Genomic DNA, 21,168 nt, shown 5'->3' with positions numbered 1-21,168 from the left:
CCTGCGGGCACAGCACGAGTTGTAAGACGCAACAAACCGCGCGTCAGCGAGGGTTGCGGCTTACTTAGTGCCCGTGGAAAGCGTAGTGGATTTTTCTGATTTAGGAGTCGATACTTTACTAGGTACGGATGAGCGGTGCCAGGCACTCAAACAATTTCCTTGCATTTTTTTGAAACTCTAAGGAAAAATCCACGTAGACTCCTGCGGGAACGCACGTAGCGTAAGATGCAACAAACCGCGCGTCAGCGAGGGTTGCGGCTTACTTCGTGCCCGCGGAAAGCGTAGTGGATTTTTCCGATTTAAGAGACGATACTGTACTAGGCACGGATGAGCGGTGCCAGGCACTTATACAATTTCCTTTTGAAACTCTAAGGAAAAATCCACGTAGACTCCTGCGGGCACAGCACGAGTTGTAAGACGCAACAAGCCGCGCGTCAGCGAGGGTTGCGGCTTACTTCGTGCCCACGGAAAGCGTAGTGGATTTTTCCGATTTAGGAGCCGTCTTTATGCCAAGTGCCAAGCACTCAATCAACGTTTCCCTTTCAAAAAACTACCTCCATTATTTAAACAAATCTGGGTACATTTCTTTTGCTAGAGCTTCCATTCCATCTATCGTGTTGTAACCATAGCCGAACATATAATTGTAATCTACAATATACATTTGCTTATTTTTAATAGCTTTCATACTAGATAGTTTCGGATTCGCATAAATTTCTTCCCTTACTTTTGTAAGATCAGAACCATCCCAGTTTGGAATAATTAAAACATCTGGATCAGCGGCAATTAACGTTTCAATGCTCACATCACCTGTCTCATCCTTAAAAACATTATCTAATTTCACCATTTTGAATGCATCGTTAAAAAATGTTTCATCGTGTGCTGGATAAACAAAAAGCTCTTTTGGATCGTTAGTATGCAAATAAGCAAACGTTTTTTCGTCTTTAATGCTTTCTAATTTCGAAGAAATGTCTTGTTGTCTATCTTTTAATTCTTTAATAAAGCTCGCTGCTTTGTCTTGAACATTAAAAATTTCACCGATGTTTTCAATATCATTATAAATTGAATCATACGTGCCACCTGTGACTGACGATTCTAATACATATGTTTTAACACCTAATTCATTAAGTGAATCAACCGTACCTACTCCCCATTCCGCATTATCAAATAAACCACCTCGTCCAAAAACTAAATCTGGATTAGTACCTAATGTAACTTCTTTTCCAACGTACTCATCACTTAAAATATTTAGCTTTGAATACTCATTCTCTACAGCTTTATCAACTGCTCCGAAGTTTGCACCAACACCAACAATTTTATCTCCTAAGCCTAAATGCAATAATAATTCTGCCGCTGGTCGCGTGTTTGCCATTATTCTTTTAGGTGCCTTATCGAATACTTGATCTTTCTTTTCCCAAGTAGAACCACCCTCTGCCTTTGAATAGTTTGTAATTGTCAGTGGATAATGCTCTGTTGCTTCGGATTCCTCAGTTGTATTTTTTGTTGTATTACCACAAGCTGTTAACATTAATATAGCTGCTAAACCAATTCCTAATAATAGTTTATTCTTCATTGTGATCCTCCTAAAGACCATATGCAAATCCTAATCCCTTCGTCACAGGATTAATAAATGTTTGGCATTTTATTTGATATAAAGCTTCAATTGTATCTGGTATTAGTACTTCTTCGGGTGTACCGTGTGCATAAATTTCCCCATCCTTTACCGCATAAAGATAATCGCAGTACTGTGCTGCCATCTCTAAATCATGGAGCGCTGCTAGTACACCAATGTTTAAATCCTTTACACAAGATAAAATCTCAATTTGATAGCGAATATCCAAATGATTTGTCGGTTCATCTAAAATCATAAATTTAGGCTGCTGCGCAATTGTTCTTGCTAAAATCACACGTTGCTTTTCACCACCAGACAATGATAGAAAACTACGATTTTTATAATCAAGTAAGTTCGTCCGTACTAACGCTTCCTCTACAATATCAAAATCCTGTTGTGTGTCAGACTCTAGCATTTTTTTATGTGGTGTTCTGCCTAACAGCACCATTTGCTGAACCGTTAAATCAAAATGCATTTCATTAAACTGACCAACTACACCTAAGTGCTTTGAAATCTTTTTTTCTGAGCTTTTTAAAACATCTAGATTATCTAAAAATACCATTCCCTTCTGCGGAACAAGGCTTTTATATATACTTTTTAATAAAGTTGATTTTCCGCATCCGTTTGGTCCGATTAAGCCCACAAATTGTTGCTTTTTAACCTGTATAGATATATCTTTAACAATTTCCTTTTTGCCGATCTTAACTTCCACTTCCTGTGCAACTAATTCCATTTTTCTACCCTCCGAAGTTGTAACCTTTTTTTACAATCATATAGATAAATAATGGTGATCCAATAACAGAAGTAATGATCCCAATAGGCAATTCAACATTTTGAATTAAAGTTCTGGACAAAACATCTGCCCAAATCATGAATAGTCCTCCTAAAAGTAATGTACCTAGCATTAATCGTTTATGATCTGCACCAAATATTCCTCTTGTAATATGAGGAATAATTAATCCTACGAAGCCTATCATGCCTGCGTAGGCAACCATTGTGCCTGTTATAAGTGAAGTAAGAATCATATATAATTTACGGTATGCGCTTAAATTGATACCTAATGTTATAGCTGATTCATCGCCTAATAGCATTGTATTTAACACACGATACTGGAAAAGGAACAGTGTAGCCCCCAGTACAATAACAATCGCTAATATCGGTGTTTTATCCCAGCTTGCAGAGGCTAAACTCCCCATTGACCAAAAAGTAACTGTCTTAATGCCTTCCGCATTATTTGCAAAAAAGATAATCAGGCTTGAGAAAGAGCTACATAAAGCCCCAATAACAACACCTGATAATACAAGTTTTATTGACGTTGCCTTTCCACCAATACTCGATAATATAAGTACTGCCATTGATGTAATCATTGCTCCAGCAAATGCTCCAAATGCTACACCAAACTGTGATAACAGTGCACTGCTGCCAAACCCTACTAAAATCGCAAATGTCGCTCCTAATGAAGCTCCTGAAGATATACCAAGTATGTATGGATCAGCAAGTGGATTTTGTACAACTGCTTGCATAACAGTCCCACATAAAGCAAGTCCTATGCCAATTAATAAGGCAAAAATCACCCGAGGCATTCTCACCTGTAAAATGATATTCAAAAAGGATTCACTGTCCACATTTTCAAGCGATCCAAATTTGCCATTGGACATTGCGTGCAATAGAATGCTCATAGTTTGCTTGAAGGGTATGCTGACTTGCCCAATTGATACAGAATAAACGGCAGATATAAATATGGCACCGATTAAAAGTAGGATAATCACATAATAAATATTGCCCATGCCTATTCTGCTAACATCCTGTTTATCCAAAATTTCACCTCTATTTACAATTTTAATTGATAATGATTTTCATTATCAATTACTATAGTAATTGATAATGTAGTGAAAAACAACATGAAAATTAATATTAAGACAGTTATACATTTCCTTGCTAAAAAGCCCAATTGCATTCACACTTACAGCAATAGGGATTTAATTTTTATCTATTAGAGTTATTTCACAAAATATTAAATTAAGGAGATTAACAATGAGCAACATTACCTTTGACCATATCGAAAAAATTGGCCATGTCATATATGAAGATGAAGTTTGTCAGCATGTTCATTATCCAGAGATGCTAAGTCGTTATGATAGTAATTTTATTCTATTTAAAACGATGCCCTCATTAATGGCATTTAAAGAATCGGAAAGGATGCTACGTTCCTTTCATCAAAAACATAATCAAATGCACTTAAAATTTATTTTCCCATCTAACGAGAAAATTTCCGCCGATATTCTTAATTATTTAACTGAGGAAAACTATGACATTGGGTTTTTAGAATTATATACAATTGAGCCAAGCCAATTTGCAACAAGCGTGCATCGACATGTTGACGTCCAGCCAGTGACAGAAGAAAATTTAGAGGTATTTTTAAAGCTACAGTATGAAGAGGATTTGAAATATGGCGAAACTTTTGCCACGGAAAAACAAGCATTACTACAACGTCGTTTCCATGATTCTCACAAACATCAGCTCCTAGCCTACTATGACGGCATTCCAGTTGGTTCTACGGAGCTTATCGAGGAAGATACAACAGTTGAAATTGATAACTTATTTGTACTTGAAGCCTTTCAACGTAAAGGGATAGGTACGCAACTTCAGCAATATGTCATGCAGAAATTTCATCATAAAATCGTTATTTTAGTAGCTGATGGCGAAGATACACCGAGAGACATGTACCAGAAACAAAACTATGTATATCAAGGTTTCCAATATGAGGTTTTAAAGGTTGAAGGAGATTAAACAGCTAGGGTCATAAAGAAGGCACTTAATTCATCCACACGCATTTTCCATAACACTTCCTTAAGATTCTCTCAAAAACCTTCCCTCTTTAATATGAAATGCTCCTAATACTAATAATCCGCACACAAAAAGAAGCTACTCAAAAGTTTGCACAACTAATGAGAAGCTTCCATTTTAAGCCTTCAACCATTCAAACAGACAGATGTTGACTTCCATCTAAGAAAATTGGTCAAGATGTAGAGTCTGATTCTGTTTCAATCATTTCTTTTGGAACCGCACGGTAAACGGTAAATGACAAAATAATCGCTAATATCGTTATTACAAAAGCAATAAGATACACAAGTTCTACACCAGCAACCATAGCTTGGCTAATTGTAGCTGGATCACTCGGATTGGTGGCTTTTGTTAAAAAGTGATTTTGTTTGGCATTCATTATACTAATAAAAACAGCAACACCAATCGCCCCTGCAACAGGCTGCAAAGTGGTCATGACCGCAGTGCCATGTGGATATAAAGATTTAGGTAGTTGGTTTAAACCATTTGTCTGCGCAGGCATCATAATCGCAGAAACACTAAGCATTAATAAAATATAGCATAATACGATTATCCAAATAGGTGTTTCAGCTGTTAACCTACTTAACGTAAACACTGTAGCACTTAAAACAAGTGTTGCAGGGATCATCAATACACGGGGACCAAATTTATCGAACAATTGCCCCATAAATGGAGACATAAGTCCATTTAGCAAACTCCCAGGTAGTAGAACGAGTCCTGCTGCTGCTGCAGTCAAGGCTAATGGACCTTGCATAAATATCGGTAATATGATTTCCGATGCAAACATCGCCATAATAATAATTAAAAACATTAATACTGCGTGTGTATACATTGGATATTTAAATACTCGTAAATTCATAACAGGCTCTTTTAGCTTAAACTGTCTTAAAGAGAATAATACAACACCAATGATTCCGATAATAATCGTCACAAATACACTTGGGCTGAGGAAACCTTTTTCTCCAGCAGCACTAAACCCATAAATAATGGATCCGAAGCCAATCGTCGAAAAGATTATAGACAGAACATCAATTTTCGGTTTTGTGACCTCCGAAATATTTGTTAAATACTTAGAAGCAAAAGCAATAGAAAATAAAGCGAAAGGGATAACAATAATAAATAAATAGCGCCAGCCTAAATATTCAACAATAACACCTGATAAAGTCGGTCCGATTGCCGGTGCAAACGTAAAAATCAAACCTACTATCCCCATTATTTTCCCACGATTTTCTGGTGGATATAATAATAAAAAGACATTAAAAATAATCGGCATCAATAGCCCTGTTCCAACTGCTTGGATTAATCGACCTACTAATAAAACGGGAAAGCTAGGTGCAATTGCGCAAATGATTGTTCCAATTGTGAAAGTGACCATAACACCAATGAACAATTGCCTCGTTGTAAACCACTGTAACATTAAGGCAGAAATTGGAATAACTATCCCCATTACAAGCATAAACCCTGTTGCCATCCACTGAACAGTTGGCAAAGTAATGTGGAATTCATGCATTAATGTCGTTAAGGCAATGTTTAACAAAGTTTCGTTTAAAACGGCAAAGAAAGCCCCGATAATTAACGACAGCATAATTGGTAATGTTTTAACGTTAGGATCCTGTGATAGGAATTCATATTTTATCGATTGATTTTGTTCCATTTAATAACTCCTTACTAGCATGTATTTTTTGGTGAACTTTTATTTTTTTAAAATATCCCATTATCGAGCAGAACATTGGATTAAGAATTGCTCCCTTCTTAGTGAATATCAAACTAACCTAGAATTGAATAAACAACAAAATAATATCCAAAACCAATCTTACCCAAATGATGACCTCATCAACCACCCCAGTAATGGCAGTTGTTCTGCCCACCGGAAAACAGGAGCATGTGCAAATTACGCTCAGTTAAAACAAGAACCTTTATTGCATTGTATCCCGCTAAAAAAACGAAAAGATCACAAGCACCTGCCTGTGATCATAAAAGTAAAGGGAAAGAACCATCCATATTTCATTAAGTTGTCAGTAAGAACAAGAAACCTACCTTTGGTAAAACCAAATAAAAGGTTAAATTAGACAAAAATAAAGAAAGGAAAAACAAGTCGCCTTTCTTTCATTACATATAACTAGCCCTCACAACTAAGTGGGAACAATTACTGAAATTCGGTGAATAACAATTTCACAATATGAAATGAAGATAATTAAAAAAGGACAGACTAATTCCATTTACTCTGCATACACAAACAGAGCCTTTGACAGTATTCAATTACTGGTTCAAAGTTGGGAATTTTATTGTCATTTTCTAACATCCTCCTTAAAGCATTTTTTATACACAACGAATTATAACGAACTTTTTAGCGGAAGTCAAAAATCCCAGAGAATTGGAGGAAAATACTTTAATTCACAAAAAAACGATTGCAGTGGGTGTTGCGTTTACTTACATTCATTTGACAGCCAATATACTTGCCTATGACCCTAAAAAGAAAGTTTTAAGATATGGTAACATTAGAACGATCAATGGTTATTAATACATTGAGCATTATAGCTGCACGCGAAAACAAGAGTATCTAAAAAAATGACTTCGGTACTGTACCGAAGTCATCTCATTGCAGCCTGGAATTATAGTGTCTCTTTTTAACTGTCCATTAAACAGGGCTCAGTTCAATTATCACATTCTGTGTTTTCAATATTATTTAAAGTAAATATCTCTTAAAAAAACAGCTTATTTTAAAAATTGTTCTTCAAAATATTCCAGCTGGTAATCTAAAGTTAGAGAATCGTTAAACATAAAGGCATTTCCGTCCACTTCAATTACATGGTCGTTCTTCACTGCTGGCATTTCTTTATATAGTTCTGTTTTTTGATAGGAATTATCTTGGTCGTTGTATTTACTCACAACCAAGTAGTCCCCAACATAGTCAGGTAATACTTCAGATGAAATCATGTAGTATCCTTCTTTACTTGTCATTTCTTTTACTTTTTCAGGCATTTTCAGACCCATCGCCTGATAAAGAACTTCTGTGCCTCTTCCCCAGCTATTGCCGAGAATACCTATATCTTTATCGTAACTTTCCATTACAGTCACCGTTGAATTTTCGCCAACTTTTGCTTTAATTTTATTTCCTACAGTAGTTGCACGGTTTTTGAAGTCATCAATCCAGTCTTGAGCTTCTTTTTCTTTGTTTACCAATTTACCAATTTCTAAATGCTGTGTTAAATAATCGACTTTATTATACGTATAGGTAACTGTTGGGGCAATTTTTTTCAACCTATCTAGGTTATTATTATCGCTGCCTCCAATAATTAAATCTGGTTCTAATTCAATAATTGTCTCTAGATCCTCATCTGACACAGTTGTAACATCTTTTAATTGCTCTTTAAATAACGGACTTGCCTTAGACCACTCGTCCACCCCTACAATATTGACGCCAAATGAGATTACGTCACCTGCATTACCAGTCAAAACTACTACTCTTTTCGGATGAGCGGGTACTTCAATTGGTCCGTTTTCAGATTGATATGTAATTGTTTCACTTTCTTCTTCTTTATTTGCATCCCCTGCTGCCTGATTCTTTGTACTATTGCCGCAGGCACTAAGAAAAAGCACACACATGAAGATGAAAGGTATTATAAATCTTTTCAATTTAAGATTCTCCTTTATATTTATTATCATTATCTTTTTCACAAAATAATGATAATGATTATCATTACTATTTAAAAATGATAGTCTCCTTTTAATCTTTTGTCAATAGCAGTTTAAGATAGATATAATGAGTTAAAAAAAGTAGCCTTGTTAAAAACAATTTAACAAGGCTACTTTAACTATCTTCATCTACAATCGCAATTTGTTGAAGAAGAACATGTTGTTAATAAACTACGTGATTACTTTCTTGTTTCCACAACAGAATTTCATTAGCAACTTTTTCAGGAAAGTCCCAATGAAGGTGGTGTTTAGTGTTTTCTATACCTATTACCTTTAATTCTTTGATGCCTTTTTTAATTTCCTGTATTCCCTTTTTTCGGGCTGAATCTGTCGGTAGAATTGTTGCATGCAGTAATAAAACAGGACACTGAATACTTTCAAAAGTGGTTGAACAAGGCTCTTTATAGAATGCCTTAATAATCGCTAAAATGCTGAAAACGTCAGCCTTAAATATATAATTATCATTAAGCTTTTTAAAGCTAGATGCTATTAATGAATTAAGATTTGTATCCCATTGCTTTGTTGTGTAATTTTGGTATTCTTTGACCACTTCGTCCCAAGAACCATATATACTGGACTCAACATATTCTTTCCAATCTATCAAGGCTTTTGCCTCTGTCAGTCCATCAACATGTTCAGGAAACGCATATCCTCCATCTAATAAAATAACGCCCTTTACCTTAGCAGAAGATATTTTTGCGATGTGTAGGCAAAGGTCTGCCCCCCAAGAATGTCCCAACATGTAAAAAGGTTTATTCGTAATCTGTTGTATTACTTGATAAATAGTTTTTGCTAAGGAGGAAAACATATAATCCTCCTCAAGTTTTAGTGAATCAGTTTCTCCATGTCCCGGGTTATCTATAAGAATAAGATGAAAATCATTTATTAGGTATTCAACAAGCCTAGAAAAACTGTTTAAATCACCAGTCATTCCGTGAAGACAAACAAGTGAAGGAAGGTTATTATCACCAAATTCGCATCCGTGAAAAGTATTGCCATCTACTGTTATTTGAAACTTCTTCAATTCTATTACTCTCCCTCAATTTCATCTATTTTGTTATTTTCTTTAATCTAATAATTTTAAATAAACTTACCACGTAAAATTATCAAATGTCCATTTTTTTTTGTATTTTTTTGCAGCTGTAATTTATACATAATTTCACAACCCATAAAATATTTCAGCATTATTTCACATCTATTTGTAAAATACATGGGTGGCTAGACTGCTTACACTCGCAATGTTAAACCCTAACTTAACACCATACACTCATTTAGACATAAACACACTTCACTATTAGCAGGAGCAAGTGTCACACTCGAATAAATCATGGATAGACTTGGGCATTACGATGATCAAATTACCAAAAACGTCTATCTCCTCGTAACGAAAGAAATGAAAAAAGAAGCCTCTCACAAGTTCAGTGAACTTATGAGAAGCCTCCGTTAAAATGCTATTATCCCATTCATCTTATACAAAAGATCAAAGGTTTAAGCGGTTTATTACATCATGCCGCCCATTCCACCCATGCCGCCCATATCAGGCATACCTGGTGTTGCTGGTTCTGGAATATCTGCTACAACAGCTTCAGTAGTTAATAATAGAGCTGCTACAGATGCTGCATTTTGTAGTGCTGAGCGTGTTACTTTTGCTGGGTCTACTACGCCCGCTTCCATCATGTTTACCCACTCGCCTGTTGCTGCGTTGAAACCAACACCGATTTCTTCGCGTTTTAGACGATCTACAATGATTGAACCTTCAAGACCTGCATTGTTTGCGATTTGGCGAACTGGCTCTTCTAATGCACGAAGAACAATTTTTACACCTGTTGCTACATCGCCATCAACTGCATCAGCTGCTTTTTCAACTGCTGCGAAAACGTTTAGAAGTGCAGTACCACCACCTGATACGATACCTTCCTCTACTGCTGCACGTGTTGAGTTCAATGCATCTTCAATGCGAAGTTTGCGTTCTTTTAATTCTGTTTCTGTTGCAGCACCAACTTTAATGACTGCTACACCACCTGCTAATTTTGCTAGGCGTTCTTGTAATTTTTCTTTATCGAATTCTGAAGTTGTATCAGCAAGCTGTGCACGAATTTGGCCGACACGACTTTCGATTGCATCTGCACCGCCAACTCCTTCTACGATTGTTGTATAGTCTTTTGTTACAACAACTTTCGCAGCACGGCCTAATGATGTAATATCAGCAGTTTTAAGATCTAAGCCTAATTCTTCTGTAATTACTTGACCACCTGTTAAGATTGCAATATCTTCAAGCATCGCTTTACGACGGTCACCGAAACCTGGTGCTTTTACTGCTACAGCATTGAATGTACCACGAAGTTTATTCACTACAAGTGTTGCAAGAGCTTCACCCTCAACATCTTCAGCGATCATTAATAGTGGACGACCTTGTTGTACCACTTGTTCTAATAGCGGTAAAACTTCTTGGATATTCGTAATTTTTTTGTCAGTAATTAAAATGTATGGGTTATCAAGAACCGCTTCCATTTTATCTGTATCTGTTACCATGTAGTGAGACGCATAACCGCGATCGAATTGCATACCTTCTACTACATCTAATTCAGTTGTGAAACCTTTAGATTCCTCAATTGTAATAACACCATCATTACCAACACGTTCCATTGCTTCTGCAATTAGTTGGCCTACTTCGTCGTCAGATGCTGAGATTGCCGCAACTTGTGCGATTTCCTCTTTATTGCTTACTGGACGAGAAATAGCATGTAATTCTGTAAGAGCTGCTGCTACCGCTTTGTCAATCCCTTTACGGATTCCTACAGGGTTTGCACCAGCTGTTACGTTTTTAAGACCTTCACGGATAATCGCTTGAGCAAGAACTGTTGCAGTAGTTGTACCATCACCAGCGATTTCATTAGTTTTAGAAGCAACCTCAGCTACTAATTTTGCACCCATGTTTTCATATGGATTTTCAAGTTCAATTTCTTTTGCAATTGTTACACCATCATTTGTAATTAATGGTGAACCGAATTTTTTTTCTAAAACGACGTTACGACCTTTAGGGCCTAATGTCACTTTTACTGCATTTGCTAATTTATCTACACCTTGAAGCATTAATGCACGAGCTTCTTCTGAGAATTTAATATCTTTTGCCATTTGAATTTACCCTCCTGAAATGGAATATTCGTTAAGCCTAATTAATATAATAACTATTATTCAATAATTGCAAGAATATCACTTTCACGTAAGATTAAGTATTCATTGCCTTCATATTTAACTTCTGTACCTGAGTATTTAGAGAAAATAATGTGGTCGTCAACTTTAACGTCAAGCTCTACACGTTGTCCGTTTTCTAATATACGACCTGTCCCAACTGCTACTACTTTACCCTCTTGTGGTTTTTCTTTTGCAGAGTCTGGTAGTACAATTCCAAATGCGGATTTTTCTTCTACCTCGATTAGTTCGATGACAATACGATCTCCTAGTGGTCTTAACAAGTGAAACAACCTCCTATTAATTAAATATTTCTTAAAAGTTTATTAGCACTCTATATCAACGAGTGCTAATACATTTATTATGATAATCAATCAACTGTTTTTTTGCAAGTCAGAACTACGAAAAATTTTGTTTTCTTTCCATATTCCTCTACAATAGAAAGGTAGCTTATGAATGGAAAGGATTTTGACTGTGAATAATACTTTAAAAAACGTACAGCATAAAAAAACGGCTCTCTATGTTTTAATCATTTACATTGTCATGCAATTATCAGGAAAGTGGTTACTTTTACCGTTTCATAAATTTGTGATGAGTACAACGGGTTTACCTCATGCACAAGCGGCCCCTATTACGCAAGGCTGGTATATCGCACTCAGCTTTGCCATTGCATTGATTTTAAGTTTGATTTTAACTACTCGCGATAAATCGTTTTGGGATATCTATCAAGGTAAAAAGGAGACTATTCCACTTACAATCGTGTGGGGAGTGTTAGGTTTCTTCCTTGTGTTCTTCGGGCAAATGATTGGTGCAGCTATTGAGATGGCTGTATTCGGGATTGAGGGTGGCTCACAAAACACTGCTGATATTGTGGCGATAGCAAAAGGTGCTCCAATTGCCATTTTAGCGATTGTTGTTTTTGGCCCAATTTTAGAGGAATTCGTCTTCCGTCGTGTTATTTTCGGCTCACTTGTCCAAACGACGAACTTCTGGGTGGCAGCCATAGTCAGTGCCATTTTCTTTGCGCTAATTCATTTTGATTTTTCACATATTCTGTTATATACCATTTGTGGTTTAATCTTTGCTTTCTTATACCATAAAACAAAAAGGATTTGGACATCAATTATTGCGCATGTCATGCTGAACGGCTTCGTTACACTTGTACAATTAAACGCAGAACCGCTGCAAAAGTTTTTAGAAGAACTGCAAAAAATGCAATAAAAAAAGAGCTAGATGTGGAAAACATCTAGCTCTCCGACTATAGACAAACTCGAAGATTTTCTAGTTTGTCTATAGTCCTTTTTTTATTTAAAATTAATATAGAAGTGATGACTACGGCCGTTGATTTCCGCTACGGGCGGTCTGTTGCGTCTTACGTTCTGTGCTTTCCCGTAGGAGTCGCCCGCCCTCCACTCCAATCTATATGTATTGCTAGCAGTTTACTATAATTGCTATTTTGGACATGGCAAACAGGTTCATAGAGAGGGGATGCTCGAAGTGTATGGCAAGACGAAAGTAAGAACTCATTTTTTTCAATAAAAATAACAAAAGGGATTAAGATTTCTATTCTTAATTCCTTTTGTCGACAAGCTAGGAGCTAGATGTGGAAAACATCTAGCTCTTTTTATTAGTCATTTAATTCTTCAATTTGTCGTCGTTGTTCAGCTAACAAACGCTCAACTTGCTCGCGTTCTGCTTCTTTACGCTCTTCCTCTAAAAGCAATGCCTCGGCTTGTAAAAACTTTCGATAGCCTCTGCGTGCTATGATAATACTAAACTCATAAATTACAAATAGCGGAATTGCTACGATAACGTTTGAAATAAAATCTGGTGGTGCAAGAAATACCGCAATAACGACTAACCCGAAATATGCATATTTTCTGAATTTCACCATCAGTTCAGGATTTAATATACCTAAACGCGCTAAAAATAACGTCACTACAGGTAACTGAAAAATGATTCCAAACGGCATGACTAAACGAAACAAAAATGAAAAATATTCGTTAATACCAATTGTTTGCTGTATTTCTAACTCTGTAGATAAACCCATCATAAAGTGCATGACATAGGGAAATAACACAAAATATGAAAATGAAGCTCCTGCTAAAAATAGAAAAAACGAATATGGAATATATTTTAAAGTTGCCTTGCGTTCTGTCTCATGTAAACCTGGTGTAATAAACAACCAAAGTTGATGAAGAAGCAACGGTGAACTTATCACAAATGCGATTGCAACCGTCACTTGTAAATATACGACAAGTGGATCGGTCACTTTAAATGCGTTTAAAGTTAGTTGCTCCGCTTCTTTACTATATTGAATATGTTTAATAAGTGGTTCGGCTAGATAAAAGCCAACTATAAGTGCAATAACAAAGAAAACAGCGCAAATAAAGAGCCGTTTTCTTAGTTCTTCTAAATGCTCTACGACTGTTAATTCTCTTGGATTCATATTAACTAGACATCCTTAACTTACTTAACGTTATCATTTTCTTTATGTTCAATTATTTTCTTTTTTGTATCATCATCGTCATCAGCTAAACCTTTTGTTGCATTTTTAAATTCGCGAAGTGTAGAACCCATTGCCTTACCTAGCTCAGGTAATTTCTTTGGTCCGAATATTAAAATTGCAACCACACCGATAATAACTAGGCTAACTGGTGTAAAAGCACTTAAGTGCACAACCATTGCAGCCACCTCCTCTTATATATATATCATTTTAACTTAAATTTTTTCGTTTGGCGAATTTATTTCAATAGTTTAAACACCATCAATTGTAACAGTTTACAAATTTGTGAATGCCCTTTATTTATCGCTATTTCGGATTAAGTAAATAAGCGCTTGTAATTCTACCGACAAATCTATCGTTAATAATTTCATAGTATCTGGTACGGTAATACGCTCTGGCGTAAAGTTTAAAATGCCTTTTGCATTCATTGCTGCTAATCGATCAGCCATCTTCTGAGCAGAGCGCGAAGATACAGTTAAAATAGCAAGGTCTGCTCCAAATTCATCATACTTTTCTTCTAATAAATCGGGATGATAAACGGGAATATTGCTTATCATTTTCCCTTCTTTTGGTGCCTTTGAGTCAAATGCAACCACAATATGAGTGTTATGATTTTTTTGGAAATTATACTTTAAAAATGCATTCCCTAAGTTCCCCACACCGATTAACGCTACTTTTGTTGTCTCATGCTGATCAAGTGTTTGGCTAAAAAACTTCAATAGATGCTGAACATCATAGCCATATCCCTTTTTGCCAAGCGCACCGAAATAAGAAAAATCTCGACGAATCGTTGCAGAATCGATTTTCATCGCCTCGCTCAATTCCTTCGATGAAATACGTTCCATTCCTTCTTGCGCAAAGTTTTGGATAAATCGATAGTAAAGAGGAAGTCTTTTCGTTGTGGCTTGTGGAATTTTTACTTCTTGTTTCAAACTTTTTCCTCCTTATAAACACATCAAATTCACCTAAGCGTATTTGAATACTCATTTTGAAACATGCTTATATGAATCAATTACATTTCAGCGTACATGCATCCAGAATTTTTTGAGCATGCTTAAAGTCTTCTCATAAAATCTATGACATCCGCTGGGTCGCTAATTTGATTCAGACGGGTTTCAACCCACACTGAGTTCAATGCATATCATATTCATCACCCACTTATAAAAGTGGAGGATTTCCCTTTAGTTAACGGCGTGTTTTACGTCACTAACTAAAGAGAAATCGTTTCAATCTTACATGACAGCTTAGAATAAGTAAAGCACTGACATTGCAAGCAATTCCGTCATCCTTTACACTAAGAAAGAATTGAGGTGTCAAGAATGATTGTATTACAAGTCAATCAACTATATAAATCCTTTATTGCAGATGAAATTTTAAGTGGTGTCAAACTAGAAGTACAACACCGTGATCGTGTAGCATTAGTCGGACGTAACGGAGCTGGTAAATCCACTTTACTAAAAATCATCGCTGGTCAATTGTCATATGATTCTGGCGATATTATTATTCCAAAGGGCGTACAAGTTGGCTATTTAGAACAACATGCGGGTCTAAATTCAACTTTATCAATTTGGGACGAAATGATGACAATTTTCGAACCGCTTCTTGGACAAGAAAAGACATTACGTTCGCTCGAACAGCAAATGGCTGATCCAGCGGTTTATGAAAATCCAGAAATGTATGCAAAGGTCATGTCCGAATATGACCAATTACAGCATGATTTTAAAGATTCAGGAGGCTATCAATACGAATCTGATACGCGTTCTGTTCTTCATGGTATGCAATTTTACCCAGAGGATTATGAAAAAGCAATTAGCTCATTGTCAGGAGGACAACGAACTCGTTTAGCTCTTGCAAAGCTTCTATTAAGTAAGCCAGATTTATTAATTCTCGATGAGCCTACAAACCATTTAGATATAGAAACATTATCTTGGTTAGAGACTTATTTAAAAGGCTATGAAGGCGCTATTTTAATCGTTTCACATGACCGTTACTTCTTAGACCAAGTTGTCTCCATCGTCTATGAAGTTTCTCGTCATCGCGTTACGAAATACACTGGAAACTACAGTGCTTATTTAGATGAAAAGGCGAAAAACTATGAGCGCGATGTAAAAATGTTTGAACGCCAGCAGGATGAGAAAGCAAAGCTTGAGGATTTTATTCAAAAAAATATAGCCCGTGCCTCTACGACCAAAATGGCACAAAGCCGGCGCAAAATGCTCGAACGTACGGAATGGATGGACTCGCCTGACGGTAACGAAAAATCAGCTAGCTTTGGCTTTACGATAGAACGACAAAGTGGCAATGATGTGCTCTCTATTGACTCCTTAGCTGTTGGCTACGGTGACAAGCAAATATCTAGTGGCATCACACTACGAACTTTTCGTGAAGATCGCATCGCACTAGTTGGACCAAATGGTGTTGGTAAATCGACGTTATTAAAAACGATTGTCAAAGATTTATCCCCACTTGCAGGGGAAATTCGTTATGGTACCAATGTGCAAATTAGCTACTATGACCAAGAACAGGCAAAGCTTTCTAGCAATAAAAGCGTTTTAAAAGAATTATGGGATGAATGGCCATTAATGAATGAAAAGGACATTCGCACTGTACTTGGTCGCTTTCTATTCAGTGGAGAAGATGTAGATAAAGCCGTCAACTCTTTATCTGGTGGTGAGAAGGCTCGATTAGCATTGGCAAAATTAATGATGCAAAAGGCAAATTTCTTAATTCTCGATGAACCTACGAACCACTTAGATTTAGATAGTAAAGAAGTGTTGGAAAATGCCTTAATTGATTATCCTGGAACGCTTCTCTTCGTATCACATGACAGATATTTTATTAATCGAATTGCAACGAAAGTTGTTGAGCTATCTGGTGAAGGTTCTTTTGAGTATTTAGGTGATTACGATTATTATCTTGAGAAAAAACAGGAACTTTTTGAAATTGCTCAAATGAAGGCTGCTTCTCAACCACAAATACAAGTAACAGCTCCTGAAAAGACCTCTACCTCCAAAATAGATAGAGAAGCAAAAAAACGTGAGCGGCAAATTAGACGTTCAATAGAAGAATTAGAGGTCAACATGCAAAAGGCAGCTACAGAAATTGCTCGTTTAGAAGAAGCTCTCTGTGATCCTGAAATTTTCACTGACCATGAGAAAATTTCACAACTGCAAGGTGAGTTAGCTACTATTAAAGAGCAGCATGAAGTCATTGAAATGGAATGGCTCGAATTAAATGAGGAACTAGAAAATATTATTTTATAAAATCTCAAAAAGTCATATGCTATGTCATATGGCTTTTTTCTTTACTCGCCTTTATTTTTCATATATATTGGTCAAGTGCTATTTTTCGACAAAAAATGCCCACAACTTTATACACACTATAAAACTAGTAATACCAACATATCAACAGACTTTTCCACACTGTCCACAATTTCAAATTATTTAATCCACATGGTTCTGTGTAAAATGGGCTACTATATATAGAATAATCACAACTTATGCACAAGTTATCCACAATTTGTGCATAAGTACGAATGTTCGCAGTTTTTTTATGCACTTTTTTCACAATTCCTGTGGATAATTTTCTGAAAAATTTGTCAATTAATTATTTTTCTAATATAAGTATATATTTTCTAGCATTATTGTGATTTTATATACCAATATTTTTATAAAAATATAAAAAAGAGACGACTCAGCTAAAACTCTGAGCCATCTCATTCAAGTGCTTACTCAACCCATGATTTCAATTCCATACCAGGTCGACCATTCATCATCATATTTCCGCGAACACCTGCTTCAAACATCGGGGTTGCAGCAGCCCCTATCATTGCTGCATTGTCTGTACATAATTTTAATGGTGGTACAAAAAAGGGAATACCCTCTTTAGAAAATACCGCCTCAAGGGATGTACGCAAACCTTTATTAGCAGCTACACCACCTGCTGCGATTACTTGCTTAACTTTATATTCGCGCGCTGCACGCAATGTTTTTGCAGTTAGTACTTCAACTACACTTTCCTGAAAGCCTTTTGCAACAGCTGTTGGAGAAATCTCTTCACCACGTTGATCCATATTGTGCCTATAGTTAATTACTGCTGATTTTAAACCGCTAAAGCTAAAATCATAGGATTGTTCCTCAAGCCATACACGTGGAAAAGCAACGGCTTCTTGACCTTCATGTGCTAACTGATCTATACGAGGACCTCCTGGATATGGTAAGCCTAATACGCGTGCAACTTTGTCATAGGCTTCTCCTGCCGCATCATCGCGCGTTTCTCCTATCACTTCAAATGAGCCATGCTCTTTCATATAAACAAGCTCCGTATGTCCCCCTGATACAACAAGGGCTATTAGTGGAAACTCCATTGGTTGGACAAGTGCATTGGCATAAATATGACCCGCAATATGATGTACGCCCAAAATCGGTACATTGTTAGCGAATGCAAATGCTTTTGCTGCGTTAATGCCGATTAACAGTGCCCCTACCAGACCTGGACCTTCTGTAACAGCTACTGCATCTAAATCAGATGGCTGCATATTTGCTTGTCTTAACGCCTCTTCAATAACAACCGTAATTTGCTCTACATGATGACGTGATGCAATCTCGGGTACAACGCCACCAAAACGCTTATGACTCTCAATTTGTGAAGCTACTACATTTGAAACAATTTCAGAACCATTACGAATAACAGCCGCTGCCGTTTCATCACAGCTGGACTCAATTGCTAAAATAACTCGATTTTCCATTATAAATTCACCCACATGACTAGGGCATCCTCCCCGTTATCTGTATAGTAACCTTTACGTATGCCACCATCTTGAAAGGCAAGCTTGCGATAAAGATTTTGTGCCACCGTATTCGTTTCACGTACCTCTAGACTCATAACTTCCATTCCATGCTCCCGTGCGATACGCATCGCTTCCCGCATTAAGCCTTCTCCAATTCCTCGACCACGAGCTGCCTCGGTAACAGCCACATTTGTAATTTGAGCCGCATCTATGACCATCCACATTCCACAAAAACCTATTATGCTATTGTTTTCATCTATTGCTAAAACATAGTATGCATATTGATTTTCATGCATCTCATAGTAAAAAGAATCCAATGTCCATGGCGTCGGGAATGTAGCAAGTTCAATCGCATAAACCGCTGGTACATCCTCTGATACCATTTTACGATACATTACATTACTACTCATGTGCCTTCTCCTTTTGCTCTTTTAACCAGTTTGCTTCAGCCTCCGCAATACGTTTATATTGCGGAGTAAAATGATGGACTTCCTCTACACTCGGTAATTTCGCTGTGCTTGCTAAACTAATCGCAGCACTCGCACGTGGCAAATCCTCATGAAGAGGTGCACGATATGCATTATGTCCAAGGACTTCAACAATTTTATCCCAAAATAGATTCACATCTACTCCTACAAATAATATAGGTGCATCTAAAGCCTTCAAACGGGCTAACAGTCCTTCAATATGATCATGATAATCCTCGAAAACTACATCCAACTTCGACCCTTTATAGACAGCTGTGTATACATTGCCACGACGTGCATCAAATATAGGACATATTAGTCCATCAAAAAGCGCTGCATTAGCTGCTAGTACTTTTAAGCTTGAAACACCGACTAATGGCTTCTGTAATGTCCATGCTAATGTTTTAGCAAGCGTTACACCAATTCGTACACCTGTATATGACCCTGGCCCTTCTGATACAGCAATTGCATCTAACTCATTTGGCTTTACACCAACATTAGCTAGTATCGTTTCAATTGCCGGCATTGCACCTGCAGAATGCGTTAATTTTATATTTTGTACAACCTCTGCCAACACTTTTCCATCCTTAACAACTGCAACAGAAAGTGGCGCATTCGCTGTTTCAATTCCTAACCAAATCATCTCATTAGCTCCTCACATATTGCCTCATATCGCTTGCCATAGGGCATTAACACAAATCGTCGTTCGTATTCACTAACACGGTAAATCTCAATTGCTAAACGCTCTTTAGGTAAATCCGGTTCAATTAAATGTGCCCACTCAATAACGGATACCGCATCACCATAAAATAGCTCGTCCCACCCAAGATCCTCATCACTTTCAGCCAAACGATATACATCCAAATGATTAAAGGGTAAACGGCCCTCATATTGTTTCACAATAGTAAATGTAGGGCTATTAACAGTTCTAGTTACGCCTAGCCCTTTTGCTAAAGCTTTTGTAAATGTCGTCTTCCCGGCACCTAAGTCACCCTCTAATGTAATGGTATCTTGTGCCGCAAGTAAATTTGCTAGCTTCATGGCAAAGTGCTCTGTATCTTCTAGTGAATTCATTATTTTTTCAAATTTCATCTCTATGTCCTCTCCTAGCTCATTACTTCTAGTTTACCGAAACACACGCAAATGTTCAAAGCATCGAGTGATTTTCAAAAAAATAAACACGTCCTCTTTCGAAGACGTGTCTACTCTCTTGTTGAATATCCCTTCACCGCAATAACCTCTTTATTTACTAATTGATTATCTTTAAATTGAACGATATAGGCTTGCGTCAAAAGTATTTCATCATTCCATCGGTAATAATCACTTTTAATCGTCTCGCTTGGGCTACCACCAGCTATTTCAACTACTTCCATATAACTCATACCTTGTTGTAATTGCTTAAATTCATTTTCATTCATATTTTTTTGCCAATGATACGAATTCGATTCCTCTATATCAATAATTGGAACTCCGCAAGCAACTTTAAGTATAAAGATTAACCAAAGTATGCAGAAACGTATCCCTATTGACACACCTCCGTCCTCCCTTGCGAAACCTATACTGTCTATACATATGCAACGGAAAAAGATTTAGTGCAATTCTTTTAGTGTATTCAGCCATTCCTTAGGCTTTACTTGCGATTTCCGAAACTCAATCAGCGATTCGACAAACATTATCGTTAATAGACAAATAAAAAAGCCCTTATGATTAATAAAAAATCATAAGAACTGTATTTTCATAAAAAATGGCGGTCCCGACCGGGATCGAACCGGCGATCTCCTGCGTGACAGGCAGGCATGTTAACCGCTACACCACGGGACCTCTTTAAGACATATATAAATATAACACATAATATAATAAACTACAATACTATTTTTACATTTTTTAAATAAAACAAGTATTTTTATAGACCTTTTTTGTGAAAAAATATAAAAAAACAGCCAGCATACAGCTGACTGTTTTAATTGCCTAGCGACGTCCTACTCTCACAGGGGGAAGCCCCCAACTACCATCGGCGCTAAAGAGCTTAACTTCCGTGTTCGGTATGGGAACGGGTGTGACCTCT

At 36.8% G+C, this 21,168-nt stretch carries 19 protein-coding genes, 1 tRNA gene and 1 rRNA gene; 3 read left to right on the top strand and 18 right to left on the bottom strand.

Annotation, left to right across the window (positions count from 1 at the left end; all coding sequences use genetic code 11):
* Nucleotides 1–559 precede the first annotated feature (559 nt).
* The 3 genes from ACQKNX_RS25220 to ACQKNX_RS25210 are packed head-to-tail and all read right to left on the bottom strand — an operon-like array spanning nucleotide 560 to nucleotide 3,396.
* A complete protein-coding gene (locus ACQKNX_RS25220) occupies nucleotides 560–1,570 on the bottom strand; it encodes an ABC transporter substrate-binding protein (protein WP_427431287.1) in 1,011 nt (336 codons plus the stop codon).
* Between the two features lie 10 nt (nucleotides 1,571–1,580).
* Entirely contained in the window at nucleotides 1,581–2,342 is a 762-nt protein-coding gene (locus tag ACQKNX_RS25215; RefSeq protein ID WP_427431286.1) for an ABC transporter ATP-binding protein, read from the bottom strand.
* Between the two features lie 4 nt (nucleotides 2,343–2,346).
* The gene (locus tag ACQKNX_RS25210) at nucleotides 2,347–3,396 is read right to left on the bottom strand and encodes a FecCD family ABC transporter permease (RefSeq protein ID WP_401022375.1); all 1,050 of its coding nucleotides are present in this window, start codon (nucleotides 3,394–3,396) and stop codon (nucleotides 2,347–2,349) included.
* A 247-nt stretch (nucleotides 3,397–3,643) separates the two neighbouring features.
* Between ACQKNX_RS25210 and ACQKNX_RS25205 the strand changes: the two genes are divergently transcribed.
* A complete protein-coding gene (locus ACQKNX_RS25205) occupies nucleotides 3,644–4,399 on the top strand; it encodes a GNAT family N-acetyltransferase (protein ID WP_427431285.1) in 756 nt (251 codons plus the stop codon).
* Nucleotides 4,400–4,628: 229 nt separating this feature from the next.
* On the opposite strand, the gene ACQKNX_RS25200 is transcribed toward ACQKNX_RS25205, so the two are convergent.
* The 5 genes from ACQKNX_RS25200 to groES form a co-directional block, all read right to left on the bottom strand.
* Nucleotides 4,629–6,107 carry an MDR family MFS transporter gene (locus ACQKNX_RS25200; RefSeq protein ID WP_427431284.1) on the bottom strand — a complete coding sequence of 493 codons (1,479 nt, stop codon included), beginning with the start codon at nucleotides 6,105–6,107 and terminating at the stop codon, nucleotides 4,629–4,631.
* A 1,061-nt stretch (nucleotides 6,108–7,168) separates the two neighbouring features.
* Entirely contained in the window at nucleotides 7,169–8,089 is a 921-nt protein-coding gene (locus ACQKNX_RS25195; protein WP_427431283.1) for an iron-hydroxamate ABC transporter substrate-binding protein, read from the bottom strand.
* 223 nt (nucleotides 8,090–8,312) lie between these two features.
* Nucleotides 8,313–9,173 (bottom strand): alpha/beta fold hydrolase, encoded by an 861-nt coding sequence (locus ACQKNX_RS25190; protein ID WP_427431282.1) that lies wholly within the window; start codon nucleotides 9,171–9,173, stop codon nucleotides 8,313–8,315.
* Between the two features lie 476 nt (nucleotides 9,174–9,649).
* On the bottom strand, nucleotides 9,650–11,284 hold the full coding sequence (gene groL, locus ACQKNX_RS25185) for a chaperonin GroEL (protein ID WP_427431281.1): 1,635 nt from the start codon (nucleotides 11,282–11,284) through the stop codon (nucleotides 9,650–9,652).
* A 56-nt stretch (nucleotides 11,285–11,340) separates the two neighbouring features.
* The gene (groES, locus tag ACQKNX_RS25180; RefSeq protein WP_173478892.1) at nucleotides 11,341–11,625 is read right to left on the bottom strand and encodes a co-chaperone GroES; all 285 of its coding nucleotides are present in this window, start codon (nucleotides 11,623–11,625) and stop codon (nucleotides 11,341–11,343) included.
* Nucleotides 11,626–11,797: 172 nt separating this feature from the next.
* On the opposite strand from groES, the gene ACQKNX_RS25175 reads away from it, so the two are divergent.
* Complete coding sequence (locus ACQKNX_RS25175) at nucleotides 11,798–12,562, top strand: CPBP family intramembrane glutamic endopeptidase (protein WP_340822079.1); 765 nt, start codon at nucleotides 11,798–11,800, stop codon at nucleotides 12,560–12,562.
* A 406-nt stretch (nucleotides 12,563–12,968) separates the two neighbouring features.
* Here the strand turns inward: ACQKNX_RS25175 and tatC are convergent, their stop codons facing one another.
* From tatC to ACQKNX_RS25160, 3 genes are all read right to left on the bottom strand, one after another.
* Nucleotides 12,969–13,790: a twin-arginine translocase subunit TatC gene (gene tatC / locus ACQKNX_RS25170; protein ID WP_427431280.1), complete on the bottom strand. Its 822-nt coding sequence runs from the start codon at nucleotides 13,788–13,790 to the stop codon at nucleotides 12,969–12,971.
* A gap of 20 nt (nucleotides 13,791–13,810) precedes the next feature.
* Nucleotides 13,811–14,026 (bottom strand): twin-arginine translocase TatA/TatE family subunit, encoded by a 216-nt coding sequence (locus ACQKNX_RS25165; RefSeq protein ID WP_228134172.1) that lies wholly within the window; start codon nucleotides 14,024–14,026, stop codon nucleotides 13,811–13,813.
* A 117-nt stretch (nucleotides 14,027–14,143) separates the two neighbouring features.
* Entirely contained in the window at nucleotides 14,144–14,779 is a 636-nt protein-coding gene (locus tag ACQKNX_RS25160) for a redox-sensing transcriptional repressor Rex (RefSeq protein WP_427431279.1), read from the bottom strand.
* Between the two features lie 387 nt (nucleotides 14,780–15,166).
* Between ACQKNX_RS25160 and ACQKNX_RS25155 the strand changes: the two genes are divergently transcribed.
* A complete protein-coding gene (locus ACQKNX_RS25155; RefSeq protein WP_427431278.1) occupies nucleotides 15,167–17,110 on the top strand; it encodes an ABC-F family ATP-binding cassette domain-containing protein in 1,944 nt (647 codons plus the stop codon).
* 464 nt (nucleotides 17,111–17,574) lie between these two features.
* Here the strand turns inward: ACQKNX_RS25155 and tsaD are convergent, their stop codons facing one another.
* The 7 genes from tsaD to rrf form a co-directional block, all read right to left on the bottom strand.
* Complete coding sequence (gene tsaD, locus ACQKNX_RS25150; RefSeq protein WP_427431277.1) at nucleotides 17,575–18,594, bottom strand: tRNA (adenosine(37)-N6)-threonylcarbamoyltransferase complex transferase subunit TsaD; 1,020 nt, start codon at nucleotides 18,592–18,594, stop codon at nucleotides 17,575–17,577.
* Nucleotides 18,594–19,046 (bottom strand): ribosomal protein S18-alanine N-acetyltransferase, encoded by a 453-nt coding sequence (gene rimI / locus ACQKNX_RS25145; RefSeq protein WP_427431276.1) that lies wholly within the window; start codon nucleotides 19,044–19,046, stop codon nucleotides 18,594–18,596. Before rimI ends, tsaD begins: the two co-directional genes overlap by 1 nt.
* On the bottom strand, nucleotides 19,039–19,746 hold the full coding sequence (gene tsaB / locus ACQKNX_RS25140; RefSeq protein WP_427431274.1) for a tRNA (adenosine(37)-N6)-threonylcarbamoyltransferase complex dimerization subunit type 1 TsaB: 708 nt from the start codon (nucleotides 19,744–19,746) through the stop codon (nucleotides 19,039–19,041). Before tsaB ends, rimI begins: the two co-directional genes overlap by 8 nt.
* Nucleotides 19,743–20,195 carry a tRNA (adenosine(37)-N6)-threonylcarbamoyltransferase complex ATPase subunit type 1 TsaE gene (gene tsaE / locus ACQKNX_RS25135; RefSeq protein WP_427431273.1) on the bottom strand — a complete coding sequence of 151 codons (453 nt, stop codon included), beginning with the start codon at nucleotides 20,193–20,195 and terminating at the stop codon, nucleotides 19,743–19,745. The genes tsaB and tsaE overlap by 4 nt, the downstream gene beginning before the upstream one ends.
* A 110-nt stretch (nucleotides 20,196–20,305) precedes the next feature.
* Entirely contained in the window at nucleotides 20,306–20,635 is a 330-nt protein-coding gene (locus ACQKNX_RS25130; protein WP_427431272.1) for a hypothetical protein, read from the bottom strand.
* 213 nt (nucleotides 20,636–20,848) lie between these two features.
* Nucleotides 20,849–20,924, bottom strand: a tRNA-Asp gene (locus tag ACQKNX_RS25125).
* Between the two features lie 145 nt (nucleotides 20,925–21,069).
* A 5S ribosomal RNA gene (rrf, locus tag ACQKNX_RS25120) occupies nucleotides 21,070–21,168 on the bottom strand; the annotation flags it as partial.

Source organism: Lysinibacillus sp. NPDC093712 (assembly GCF_050280025.1).
GTDB lineage: Bacteria > Bacillota > Bacilli > Bacillales_A > Planococcaceae > Lysinibacillus.
Note: the sequence above shows the minus strand (reverse complement) of the source record. Positions and strands in the feature narration are given on the sequence as shown.